We start from the raw sequence: 14117 nt of genomic DNA on the forward strand, positions 1-14117 counted from the left end.
GGAGAAACTCGTTGAATACTACTATTATTTTTGTTTACATGCACCTTCTTCTTAAGCGCATCACATTTATAAAACTCATGGCCTTTACTCAGTCCATCAGATAATTAGTAAAAAACTAATAGAGACGGAGAAAATATCTTCTACTCAGAAAAATAAGTTTACAGGTATAATTTGTACGACTTAAAGGAGATAATCAATTCTTCTATAATGATAAGTATTACAATGATTTCTCAATAATATATTACACCCATATGAATCTATAGCAGTTAATATAAAAATAATTATGATGTTTATCTCGATTAATTTTAAACATAAGAAAGAAGATGAGATACGAATACTCACCCCCCTTCTTATAGTCCATTAGACTGATTTATTAATAATTTGACATACACGGAATATCTCTTCACTCGATATATATGGAACTTGAGCAAAGATTAAATTGGGCTCCCCAGATAATCTCGCTACCAGATGCCCCCTACCTAATAGGTTTTCAGCTCCTTTTTCCCCTAGTGCAATTTCTGATGTTCCTGTACTACCAACTTTGAGTATCAATCTATTTCCCAAATTGTCTCTTAACTGTACAGGTAGAGCATCCTTATCTGGTCTTTGTGCAGCAAATATTAAATGAATTCCTGCTGCCCTTGCCTTTACGCCTAACCTTTGAACAGTAGAAAATACAGTGTTTTTGTACTCATCAATGAGCATCCAATCAGCAAACTCATCATGTATTAGATAGATAAATGGGAGCTTATCCGAATCAGATACTCTTGAGTTATACTCTTTAAGATTAGGAACTTTATGCTCTCTGAACCTTAAATATCTAGATTCCATTTCATTCACTAAATTCTCTAGTATTTTTGAGGCCCTATCTTGATCGATAACAATTCCTTCGGCTAAATGTGGAAGGTCTTCTAGCCCCTGATAGTCAACTCCATATTTAGGATCAATCAAATATATTTTTGCAGATTCAACCGTATTCGTTGCACAAATATCCAAGATTATTGTTTGTATTAAGACCGATTTACCACTTCCAGTCTCTCCCGCAATGAGAGTATGAGGGGCATGTTGTTCTAGCCCACCGAAAGGTCCACCAAGGTTTAAATAAAGCAATTCACCATCTACCTCTTTAACACCTATTACAAAATTTAAATTCGTTTTTAAATTTTCTTCCTTAATTTTGCGTGAACTCCAAACAGTGGCTAAGGGTATCGTTTGTCTTTCTGGTCTCTCAATGAATACCACAATCTCTCCCGGCTGTGGAAGAACATTAATAATATTTAAAGCATGTGTAGTAAGAAGCTGAGATTTCTTTTTCTCTATATCCTCTACTCTAAGTCGATCTGACCCTTTAAGTTTTACGATAGCTGCATTAGGAGTTAACCTTGACTCTAGAACTTTACATTGTAGATTATAAGTCGCCAACGCAGCCCTTAATGAATTTACAACTCTCGTTAACCAAGTTCGATCATTATCAGTATCTGCATTTTGTTTCGAGTTGTTAAATACCCATTCATTAAATTCTTGATTTTGATACATCGCATTTGACAGTAACAAAGGTCTTGTTGTTGGATTGCTTCCCTCAACACTAACACCTGTATTTTCTGATAATGTTGCTTCATAATTACGTTGTTGACCTAAGTCACTGTCTACTACTTCAATGTCAGTTGGTACAACACTAGCATTTACTGTTTGTTCACTTGGAAGCATAGTATTAAGCTTGTTCCAAGTTACTTCATTTGCGAACTTAGATCTTACAGAGTAGAGATTTTGTTTGTTTAAAATTGATAACAATAACTCTCTAACCGAGTCTCTTGAGAAAATTTCCTGATATCCGTGACTAAGTTCGCTTATCTTTATCTGTTCACTCTCTAAACTTTCTGAACCATCATAGGTTGGTACAAAAACATGAGAATATCCCTTAACCTCAATTTCAACCTTGCCGGATCGAATTAACTCTCGCCATTTCTCAATTGAAATTGATGAGTTTTGCATATAAATGGTTCCTTCGACTAGCAGATCACTGATTTTAGAAAGCCATATATCTCTGTCTAACCTAGCTGGCACTTCAAAAAGTGCATTGTTAATTCTAGAAACTGTATCTACAAGTTGCTTCTTTGAGACCTTTTTAGAATTTGACAAGCCTTTAATATCAACAAACTTAGCCTCTGTCACTATTATTTGCAAAAATAAATTTCCATCTTTTTCAAACGGACTAATTGCCATAATATCTGCAATTTGTTCCTCACTCTTCCCTAACCAACTTGCATAATCATCGAGGAAGTACCAGCCTATATTATTAGGGTCATGCATTTCTTCCTTCGTAATTAATTTACTTAACACTACACCCATTAATTCACTAGCATACCTCCCTAATTTAGCTGCCCTTAAAACAATATCTCCCGATAGCTCATTCGCTTCTTGGATAAAATAATCAGCTAGTGTCTCAATATCGGTATCACCAATTCCTAAATTTAGTGATTTTAGCTTCCTTTTAAGTATTATCCTGAGTAAGCGTAGAGACGTTGTAGTCGAAACGACCAAATTAGGACCATTAGTTTTGTTATGCTGATACTTTATTACATTCACACCTTGGCTCTTTAATAGCCGTCGATCTAACAACTCATCATAATTTGCAACCCACTCACCTAGTTTATGAGATTCATCAAATATATTTTTTGTTTCCTTGTTCTGAAAGGTAATCTGTCTCGAAGGTAGGAAGTACTCCGCATTATCTTCATCGCTAGCTTTTGTAATGCTCTTAATAAACTTTAAATACTCCCAACCTTCCATAGTCTGATTAGGGCAAACAAGGTAGGTTATTGACTTCAACTCATCTTTTGCCGCAGGACGACGACGTGACCATCTTGCAGGAAAATGTCTAATAACATTTTCTACAGGGGCAGAAACTTCAACTTTGATCCACTCAAACATTGCGTGCCTTGATATTACATCCTGAAGGAACACCACATCGTATGGCTTACCTTCTTCGCTTTCGGAGACTGATGATTGATGAGCCATTACCCCAATCCTTAATTTAGCCATAAAGTCACTTGTGACCTCACTAGCAACAAAATTATCGGGATCTGCATCTGTTCCTTCAACCATCTTTGAATAAATATTATTCAACTTATTTGTATCTCTATGTCTTAGTACTACTTGACACCTAATGTTATCGTTCTTGTCATTCAATTTAGAAATCGAGTCTACGATTGCTAAAGGCAATCTTGTTGAATCTGAGTTATAGAGCACTACTCCTAAATTAGCTCCTTCGTGGGGCTGTAGTTCCAAATATCTATCTAGTAAATTAGCTAACTTTGCACTTGCTTTTCGAGGATCCTCATTTGTCTCTTGATAAATTGTTTTAATTATTGGCATTTCCATTAAACTATAATCATTTACACTATCAGTTAAAGTTAAAACTTCTGGTAGTTCTTCGCCTTGAAATCCCAAACAAATTTCTGGATAATATGGATGCTCAATATCTGCTTCCAACTCATCAAAAAATAGCTTTGCATCTCCGAACTCTAAGTTCTCTGTTGTTAAGAGATTGAAAATAACATCTCTCAATTGTTGCATTTTTACCGCTAGACCTGCCATTCTCATTGGGTGCCAAGGGGGAAGGATGGCTAAAGGTTTGGTGTCCTTTACCTCAACAACTCCAATTCTCATAATCGGATACCATAACTTAAGTCTGTTGATGTCTCCTTTGGCATTCTTCATCAATGAAGTGATTAACTTTCCGTAAAGCTCGGATTGGCGTATTTGATTTTGAGAAATAAGACCACTTTCTAGCCATTCATTTAATGCAGTCTTATATGATCCTGAAAATTCTTCCCAAGAACTCAAAATCTCATTGTATCCATCTGTATTAATACGAGATTCATCCTTAGCTATTTGGAGTTCACTTAAAAACTCATTTTGTATATCTCTTGTCCTATCATATATATTTACAAAAGAACCCCTATTTTGTCTATAAACGGCCTGGAGCGTATACACGTCGCCGAGTGATATTCCCTGGAGTTTACCCTTCTTACTTATGGGATTTTTCGAAACACTGGTTAATTGGAATGGATTTTTAAGCTTGTTTACCAACCGATCTAAGTCACTATACAGCTCCATCCCTACATTATTAACATTACCTTCCCAAACTAGTTGAACTTTACAGTGTTGCTCGATTCCATGATCATCCTCATAATATAGCTCAATATAAAACTTAATCTGCCTCGAACCCTTTGAAACAGAATTATTTTTACTGTACTTTGACTTTAACCTTTTTTGCTCAATTTCAATAAACTCGTCGTACCTAAATAACCAGAACGTATCCCATTCAATGTAAGGAGCCGTTAATTCCGGCAAACCCTTATATCTTGTGCTAAAATATAGACCCAAATCGGTATTTAGATTTAACCAAGCACTTTTTTTATCTCTCTTTTGAGTCTTTACTTTGATAACTCTTCTTCCCTTAGAGCCTTCGGACTGGGCAAGTAACCTTTCAATAGCACGTAATAGTCCTACAAGGAAGTCACTACATTCTATTGGTTTTCCATAGATAAACTTATCCCATTTAGCCTTTAATTTTTTATCAATGTCTATTTGATGCCTGTGCTTATCGTAAAATGCTATATCTTCTTCATTCGATTCTTTAGCCTTTCTTTTTTCAAGTAGATCCAAGTAGGCATAATCTTCGTCTGTAATCAGATCAGAGAATTCATCTTCTAGAAGTTGTTTTGTTTCTTCTGCAAGACTACTCTTTTTTGCCAGCTTTATACCGGAAAAAAATGAACTAATACCATCACTTTCCCACTCAAACTGAGATAAGATCTCGGACTCTGCAGTCCAAGCTGGCTTTGAGGAAATAAAGTCCAAAATAGCGAAATGAACAAATTCTGGAATATACTCTTTTACTTCATCGAATGAGTTTCTTAATTGTTCATTTTCTATTACATCTCTTGATGGTGTTAGTTTGTATAAGAAATAACTTCTTTTCTCTTTTAATTCTTTATATACTTTTTCCCAGTTCTTTTTATAAGTTTGTCTGTTATCAGGAATAGAATAAAAAACTCCTGAATCTCTAGGAAACTTCAAAGCTGGTAAAGCCCATCCTAATGCTTCTATTAGAGTTACACCGTCTTCAATTATCTTATTCCTAGTATTGGAAACATATTTACTAAACATCTCAAGGCTACAATCAGTTGTGTTAAGTAAGCCTTTTAAAGCCTTTTCCCATATATTAAGAAGCCTTTCACTTCCATTTATAGCTGTAATGTCGCTAGCAGCAATTTTCACCCAAATTTTAGTATTGTCTTTAAGGTCATTTGCCCCAATTTTAAAGATGTTTTTTAGAGAAGGGCCTTGATCATCATTGTTGTTGGCTAGTAATAATACTGGTTTATCAGTGTAAGTGTGCCGTAGGTTAGTAGTTCTTTTTGGAGTAAAAATGTTCTTTGGCAGTCCTTCACCTGTATCTAGTTCTACAGGTATTTTGATATCTACAATTCCACATAAAGAATCGTCTTCAAGTATTTCCTTACATATCACTGACACTTGTGAACTTGATAACCTGTCCAATAAAAATCTAGCTATACCATCGTCTTGTTCTGCTCCTATGTTAATTTTCAAGTACTCTACTGCAACTTTACCAATTAATTTTAACTGATTCATCAATCTCCATCCCTTGCAAATGGGTTTTCAACATAAGCACAAGCATCTGAAAGTCTTCTTAATAAGCCCATACTTGATAATCGCTGCTCTAATCTTAGAGCATTCTCTGAAAATGCTTCTAAATCTGCTTGCCCTGAAGCAGTTATATCTATTGCTTGTTTATCTCCAATGATAAAGCCATATTTTACATACAGTTTAGCAAGAAATTCTTGAAATTCCATTCTTTTTGGTACATTTGTAAGAACTAAAGATTTAAAGAGGCTATCCGTGGGTGCATACCTAGTTCTTTGGCTATTTCTACTCGAAGAAAGACCTATTTCTTTACCCCAAACTCTATGAAAATTATTTACGTGTTGTTTGTGTCGCATGATTGCTTTATCGACTAATTCATTTAATAAATCCTCTGGACTGTCATACATAGATAAGTCTTCATCATTAGATGGCCAAAAGAATTTGTTCTGCATCAATTTTTGAGCAGCATATAATGGGTCACCAGACATAGAAATTCCTTTCCAATCATTCGTTTCCTTAATACTAAGGATATGTCGCTCAATTGCTTGCCTTGAAAGGTTATTATTATTTATATATGAATCTGAGGCCAAGTCACGAATAATCGTCTTTTTCGGAGCCATTATTTCAAGTATAAATTTTGATTTTTTGTTTTGATTTAGTACTCCCTTAGATCGATTAAGAAAATATAGTATCATATGCAAACCCGTGATATTAACTAAATGAGGCAGTGTATCATAAGGTGGAATTTCACAAGTGAAAATATTTAACCAATCATCAGCCAAGTTTTGAAAATCATCTAGGTTCTCGTATGGTAAGTAAGTTCCCTTTAGCTCTTTTATCGAGTTCTCAAAGCCAGCGTCTGGCTGTAACTTTTTTGCAAGGCGATTGAATACAGAAGAAGAATTTAAGATATTTGCCTCAAGGAAAGGCAATAACTGCTCCCCTCGGCCAGATCTTGAAAGCATTAAATATAAAATCTCTCCTGTTCTGCCAAAAAACCTTCTATCATTTTGAACTTTATCCCCATTTATTCTCAAATCCTCATACAGACACTCTTTTCCATATGGGAAAATAAACTGTGAACTCCACCGTTTATTGTTCTCACCTTCGATTGTGTTACTCTGTAAAAACTTAATTGCTTCATAGAAATCCTCAAAATCGTCAAAGTTTGACTGTAAATACCTGAAATCAGGAAGAGACCCTAGGCCAGCAAATTTTTGTTCAGCTATTTGAATCCAATCATTCCATGCTTTTTTACCATCTTTATGGTTTTCGTAGTCTCTATAAACGACCTCGATATATGGATTGTTAAATAACAAATTTCTTAAATAAATTCGTGAGTACGGACTATAGCTTAATGAGTTGAATGTATTCTCAACAAACGCTGTTCCTTTTTGATACTCGGAACTAAGGACACCTAAAAATTCCATAAAACATAGCCAAGGTGTTTGTTCATCATACAATCTATGTCCCCAAATGGCTTCATCAACCCAAAAATCCAAATTATTATAAGAATAATTCCGTGGTAGGATTGAAATCATTAAAACACCTCCAACGATTTGTGTTCCACTAGCCCTTTTTCGTTAATCTTCAATAATTTAAGTGCTGATATATTTTCATAAGCATCATCTTCAGTTTTTCTTCTTTCTGCTAGTCTTTTTAATAACTTACTCTTGTAAGCAAGAATATCTTCATAACACTCTCTTGAAAAACTACCCGGTAATGCTCCTTCCGCTACTCGCGATATAAATTCATATCTAACTAATTGTAGGTGTAGGCGAACTGGTGGAAGATCATTAGAAAATCCAACAGCCAGATATACTTTGGAATTCTCTTTGTCTAATTCGAACTTCACATATTCGCCTCTATTTGGTTTAACAGATATGAACTCTTCAAGAATTCTACTAATTTTTGCTTGAGAGTGATTTCCTGAAGTAGATAAGATCAAACGATCCTTATCTTCTACTAAGAGACCAGTAGTGATTCTATTTAGACCTTTCGCCATTCTACTTATATATTGAGAATTAACTCTTTTTTCCTCATGAAGTGGTCTATATACTTCTTTTAAAAACTCACCGGCAAATTGAAATGTTGTTAATCTCCAAATCATTAATTCCTCTTCTATTTCAGGTGGTATAACAAAAAATAGCCTTTGTCGTTGAGACTTAAGTAAATCTAAGAACTTGTTTTTGTCTAGATTTTCACCTTCTAAGTATGCTTTCTTTTCAGATATAAATTTCTTATCAGCACCGTATATAGTATCCGTTATTACAAGCTTTTCATATAGTTCTCTATATTTTTTATCATCTTCTCCATATATTAGAATATTATCTATTATTCCATTAGTTTCAGATCCAATACCGAACTTATTAAGCATATTAAAGACATCTATTGTATCCCTTTTTCTATCCTGAAGATTTTCCCCAAATATGTTTCGGTATATGCTAGCTAAGTGGACTTTATCTTTCTCTATAACTTTTGGAATATCACTACACTTTAGTAATCTATCCTTAACATCCGGGTGACCTAAGAGCATGTTTGCTATTAACAAAAGTAGCTGTCTTAGCGGGAGATGCAGTTCATTTACTTCACAAAGAGTTAAAAGATCAGTTAATCTCTTTACAATTAGGCTATTTTCACTTTCCAATCTTTTTTTGTTTTCAATAATTGGACAAATTTGCTCTCCCGTACTGAAAGAACAATTACTACACTCTTCCCAACCGGGATTGTGTAATACTTCATTAATAACCTTTGGAAATAAGTGTGCTGAATTCGTATGACTAAGATTATAAAGCCATAGGTTTTGATCCTCTTTTTGTCTTTTACCGCTAATAAGCAAATCCTCTATTAGCTTCCTTGCAATAATAACATTATCCGTTTGGCGAATACTCTTCCACGAATCTAACAATTGTCCATCATTAGCAGCAATAAGGAAAACAATTTTATTTTCTAGCCCGGCGATAGAGTCTGCCATCAGAATAAGTTCTTCTTTATCATCAGAAGACAATTCACTTAAATCCTTAATAAAAATAATTCTTTTTCCGTTTAAAAGTAGCTCGTTTCTTCTATTGTTTTTAGCCCACTGTTCTTCTGAACCACCTAGTTTCTTCCATACTTCCCTGCAATAATACGTCTTTCCATCACCAGCTGTCCCTGTTAATATTACAGATACAGGTGATTCAGAAAAAAAGTTTTGCAATAGTTGGTTCAAATAAATCATTTCTATCTTTATCGGAGTTACTTTTTTCTTTTTGATAATCCTTTGAATAGTTTCATCATACATATTGTCGTTACGTGGAATTGGACCATACTGCCTCAAAAAGCTTATCCAATTAGAATTACCCTTCGCCATAGTTCACACTCCATCTCTTACCATTTTTCCTAAAGAAATTATATCAATTATTGGTCTATTTAGCTATTTCTTTTAAAATCAAAAAAGAGTACTACTTATAAAACATTGTTTTACAAGTAGTACTCTTTTTAAAACATTTCTTATGAAAATGAGCATACACAAGGAATAGTATCATCAGAGGTGAATAAATACTTCTCTACACCCTCATGATCCATATCTTCCCGGAATTGTTTTAATGTATAAGCGGCACCATTTTTCTTTAAAATTGAAACATTCTTTTCAAAATGTTTACGGAATCGTTCTTCCATTTCCTCTTGCTCTTTATACTGATCTGGCCATATTGCATAAAGAGTTGCATAGTGTTGAAATCCACCACGTACACATCTTCCGCCACAATTCGCATGTGAAAAACCGTTAATACCTTTTTCGACAAGCTTTTTAGCTAATGTATTACCTTCTTTTTCTGCTTTTTCAACAGCAGCAGTATACATACGAGGTAACTTAATTCCCCATTCATATTGAATAATACCTTTTGCATCCAAATCAGCTCTTAGTGTTTCTATAAGCGGAAATCTTGATTCAATAGGCTCAAGTGGGAAATGCTCATAGAATGACCTTATCCCAGCTGCTTTTCTGATATTCGCATCTGGACTATCTTCCCGAACTAAACTTAATTTACGCCTAACATGGCTATCGTCTCTTCGATGCTTTTCATGTGGCGCAATACCAAAGTATAAGACAGGCTCTAATTTTTCATTATCACGAAGTTCTTCAAGATATATAAGTGTTTGTCGTACCTTTAATTCTTCAGAACATTTTGCTAGTCTAGAATTCCCTAAGAATTTATAATCATAGAATACTTCTTCTGGTGTTCTTCCATCCAAGATTTCTGTTATTTCTAACCCAATGTATTCTGAGACCTCATCCATAAATCTCAAATTGTCTTCATCTTCCCACAAAGTATTAGTAAAAAATAATTTACAATTCTCTTTGCCAAATGCTTGTACCATATAATACGCTACATAAGCACTTCCAGCACCGCCTGAGAACATTGCTATATAGACACGTTTTCTCTCAGAGCGAGGTAGTTCTATACCCCATTCATCTTGAACTATTTTTTTCACATCTAAATTTATGTTCATTTGCTCCACAAGTGGGAAATGTACTTTTATAGACTTAGATGGTGCAATCTCAAAAAAAGATTGTAAGTCGGATACACTGACCAATTCTTTTTCGATACTTTCCAAGCATATTTTCTTGTTTCTATACATTTCTTCTGGTGCAGACCCAAAATACAATACAGGCTCAAGATTTTCATTTTTTCTAACTTCTTCAAGATAGGTGAGCAACTGTTTAAGTTTAACCTCTACAGAATAGCCCAATGTGGAGTTAGACTCTTCTTCATTTGAATACTCAATATGCAGTGAATCAACCTCATCATTTTTAATAAATATTAATGGTAAGCCAATATAATCAGCTACTTCTTTCATAAAACGAGTATTTGCTTCGAAAGCTGGATCATCAGCACCTTTATTAAAGGTATCGATAAAAATTAATCTACTATTCTCTTTACCAAACCTTTTAACCATATCGAAAGCAACATATGCACTTGTAACACCACCTGCTAATACAGCTATATGGACACTTTGACGTTCATCCTCCATAGTTTCCACCCCTAATCAACATACTTTTCTAATAGTAGATAAATCATGTATTCCAACTCATCTTTTGGAATATTGCGTCCTGCATTCCTAATGATCCTGTCAATGTTTGAATAGACTGTACTTGTTTTAACTGAGAAGTCTACCTTCGAAATGACTTTTGTCTTATCGCTAACTTCAATTTTAATATAAGCAGATTCTTCTTTGAAGCTGTTCGTCGCTTCACTCCTTTCAACCTCTTTGAAATCAATTACTGCTTGATAATTTTGTTTGAATTCACGCTTAAACTTTTCTAGTGTTTTATCGGACCAATCCTCTATAAATACCCCTGTAAATGACTCTAGGAAGCTATCAACCCAATTCTCATTCTCATTTGCTGAAAGAATTGATTTTATAAGTTCATTTGTTTTCTTTAAATACTCATGTTTGTTATTTGACCATTCTAATAAGTCTTCTACACTGGTAAATCCAGTCGTCTTTAGAATATCTCTTACAATATCAGCTTTAACTTCAATTATAAAGCTTTCAGCATATTCCTTTATACGCAATAATTCAAGGAAATTTTCATTGTTAAATAGTTCGTATAACTCTGAGATAGCTTCTTGAGGCTTTACTTCAGTTTTTCGTATAATATCCCGAATTAAAGAAAAATCCTTGCTTACTAATGTTGAAATTTGAGTAAATCGTGGTAAAGATCTTAACCATTTGATAAGAGTCCCACATATTTGAATTAATCGAGAATTATTGACTCCTTCAAGCCGTTCTTCAATATGATTTGAGAAATGATTTTCAATATTATTGAAAAACAAAATAAATTTCTCATCAATTTGTTCGTAGACATATTGATAGTTTTCTGCGCCTTCCTCTTCTAGTATTTCATACAGCTTATCTCCACTTAGACCCGGTACAAAAATCTCATTTCGATATAACATAAATTCGTTCCACCGGTCCCGTAACATTGCAACTAGTAAAATTGGTATTACAGGATTTCTAATACCAAAAGGTTTACCTGTAAACACATCTACTACATCTGCAAAATTACCTCTTGGTTTTTCATCAAGTAGCTTTATCAGTTTCTCACGAAGCTTACTATAGGGGTTATACCCAATATCTTTATAATCAAAGTTGTTCACATTTTTATCAAAGTTAGCATTATTTTTAAATATGGAAGCATAGATGGCATATGCAGGACCACTACCCTCGATACCAAACCTTTCCTCTGTTGGATTCTTAATAATCGCATCAATAAGAGTTTTTGCCCCGGCTTTCTGCTGAGGGGATACATTCATACGATTAAAAGAATCATTTATGATTCGAGGTGTTTCACTATAAAGACTATTACATTTATCTGTCAACAACTCAGACAATTGGATTTCGCTAACAATTTGTTTACGAGTTTTATTTGTTATCCAAATCATTTCTTCTGTAAAGTCAGAGAGAGTGGCTAAATATTTTTCAATTACATAATTTGCTTCTTTTAACAGTAAAATTAACTCTTCCTTAATTCCTTTATCTTCTGATAGTAATTCTTTATCAGTCATTATACTTTCAATAATGTTACTATCATACAACTCAGACAGTATAGAGGATAATGGTTTAGGGTTTATTGCAAAGATATCCTTCTCAGAACTAGAAAGTTTAATGACTTGCTTCTCTAATTTAGTTGAAACCATTTCTTCTGGGATTACATAATATATAGTTAAATCAGAGCTGAAGGTATTATTTCTTAACGAGTATATCTGATCTAAATCTGATTCGAGTATAACTTCAACTTTTGCAAATCTAGTCATATCTTTTTCATCATTATAGTGCTCAGCAAAATAGTATTTTTTAGATAGATTCCTTTGGAGAACTTTCTTAATTTCTGCTTTTGTTACTACATACTCTGATTTCTTTTTTGCGATTTTCGCTTGCAAATCTATAGTACTACCAGAGTGAATCTCCCATAATTGGTCTAAAATATTAAACCTAATTATCTTCTGTTTTGAAAGGATATCTAATATTTGTTCTAAATACTCTTCATCCATTTGCATGGAAAATGCAAGGAACTCTGTTGAGAGCTTTTGCTCCTTCTGTAATCCACATAAATTCCAAGTAGTTATAAATTTTATAAGTTTCATAGCAATCTTTTTATCCACAAGTTTATCAGCTATCCTTGCTATTGCCTTCTTATAAAGAAGAAGATGTTCAGCTATACCATTATCCAGATCACTTTCAGTAGCATCGGAGAAAAAATAATCGAAAAGTTGATGAGCATGATAATAATCATCTGTTTTTGAAATATGATTTATTAATCCCCCGGTTTCTTCGCTCTCTAGGAAAGTAAACAATGTTCTTTCATTTTGTCCAAATACACCTGAAAGTTTTGGTAATACATAAAGTGCCACCGGATGAAGAGGATACATTGATTTTGCGATTACCCTTTCTCTCTCACTAGGATTTAGACTGGGGAAAAGTGGATACTTTTTCAAGTTATTGATTGCTTTCTCAAACTGCTCTTCAGAAACAGCTGGTTTTTCCATTAAATTTTCTGTTAATATTACCTCTGCTATTTTTAAAAATGTGGCTTGGTCACTACTATATTATATTGTCTAAATCTCTTTTCAATTCTTTGAAATTCTTTTGCAACATCTTTGTTCATTACATTGAAATATTGTCTTAAACTTTTATGAGTAATTAATATGAATTGCAATGAATTTGTTCGGTTTGTTAGCTCTGCAAGGTCTTGGATATCTTGCATAGTTTCATTAAGACTAGAGCTGTTTATACCTTGCAAGAATCTTCCAAACTCATCGTGTACGATAATAAGTCCTAAATTATTTTTATCTAAGATCTCTAGAATGTGTTCCATTTGTGTTAGAAATGCATCGTTATATCCAGCCTCAAAAGCTGTACCCGACGTTAGTGATGGAAACACAGTGTAAAAGAATTTTATTTCTTCCTCATCTTGGCTTTTGATACCATCTAGCCAGCTATCAAAGTTTTTTTCATATTCATCCAGATAGGAATTAAAACTAGAAAAAGTATCAGGGTAGTCTACCATCCATTTGTCAATTGTCTCTAATATCTTTTTGCTAACACCTGGTAGAACAACCTCTAATCCTTCTTTATTGAGTGTTTTAATTATGTTGGATAATAAGGATTGTCTAAATCTACCTTCATTTCCTGTTAGTAATACAGGTAAGTATTTTTTTTCAACCTTACTTGCATTGCGAATTTGTTCAGCAATATAATCATCAAAATATTTAAATTTGTTTATTAACTTTTGAATGTCTTTGGAGTAAGCTCTTTTGGAAACAATTGTACTAATAACTGTTGCAATAAGCGATTTCCCGGTGCCGTAAGCACCCACAATAATGTGTGACCTATTACTATCTGTAACAAATCCATCTAGCAAACCTTTTAATACTTCCGCATGTGACTGAGTTGGA

Annotated in this window: 5 protein-coding genes and 1 pseudogene; all 6 read right to left on the bottom strand. The window is 33.8% G+C overall.

What is annotated here, in order from left to right; all coding sequences use genetic code 11:
• Nucleotides 1-360 precede the first annotated feature (360 nt).
• A complete protein-coding gene (locus RAC86_RS00760; protein WP_377885332.1) occupies nt 361-5661 on the bottom strand; it encodes an FtsK/SpoIIIE domain-containing protein in 5301 nt (1766 codons plus the stop codon).
• Complete coding sequence (locus tag RAC86_RS00765; RefSeq protein WP_072565885.1) at nt 5661-7214, bottom strand: hypothetical protein; 1554 nt, start codon at nt 7212-7214, stop codon at nt 5661-5663. Before RAC86_RS00765 ends, RAC86_RS00760 begins: the two co-directional genes overlap by 1 nt.
• Nucleotides 7214-9025 carry a hypothetical protein gene (locus RAC86_RS00770; protein ID WP_072565884.1) on the bottom strand — a complete coding sequence of 604 codons (1812 nt, stop codon included), beginning with the start codon at nt 9023-9025 and terminating at the stop codon, nt 7214-7216. Before RAC86_RS00770 ends, RAC86_RS00765 begins: the two co-directional genes overlap by 1 nt.
• 140 nt (nt 9026-9165) lie before the next feature.
• The gene (locus RAC86_RS00775; RefSeq protein ID WP_236827544.1) at nt 9166-10689 is read right to left on the bottom strand and encodes a hypothetical protein; all 1524 of its coding nucleotides are present in this window, start codon (nt 10687-10689) and stop codon (nt 9166-9168) included.
• 11 nt (nt 10690-10700) lie between these two features.
• Nucleotides 10701-13208 (bottom strand): regulator of G-protein signaling domain-containing protein, encoded by a 2508-nt coding sequence (locus RAC86_RS00780; RefSeq protein ID WP_377885333.1) that lies wholly within the window; start codon nt 13206-13208, stop codon nt 10701-10703.
• Nucleotides 13209-13240: 32 nt separating this feature from the next.
• Nucleotides 13241-14117, bottom strand: a pseudogene (locus RAC86_RS00785) (hypothetical protein); the annotation flags it as partial.

The sequence above is a fragment of the Bacillus sp. LR_5 genome (assembly GCF_042709275.1).

Coding starts and splice junctions, on each gene's coding strand:
- RAC86_RS00775 (WP_236827544.1), bottom strand. CDS start 10,689: ATGGAGGATGAACGTCAAAGTGTCCATATAGCTGTATTAGCAGGTGGT.
- RAC86_RS00770 (WP_072565884.1), bottom strand. CDS start 9,025: ATGGCGAAGGGTAATTCTAATTGGATAAGCTTTTTGAGGCAGTATGGT.
- RAC86_RS00780 (WP_377885333.1), bottom strand. CDS start 13,208: ATGGAAAAACCAGCTGTTTCTGAAGAGCAGTTTGAGAAAGCAATCAAT.
- RAC86_RS00765 (WP_072565885.1), bottom strand. CDS start 7,214: ATGATTTCAATCCTACCACGGAATTATTCTTATAATAATTTGGATTTT.
- RAC86_RS00760 (WP_377885332.1), bottom strand. CDS start 5,661: ATGAATCAGTTAAAATTAATTGGTAAAGTTGCAGTAGAGTACTTGAAA.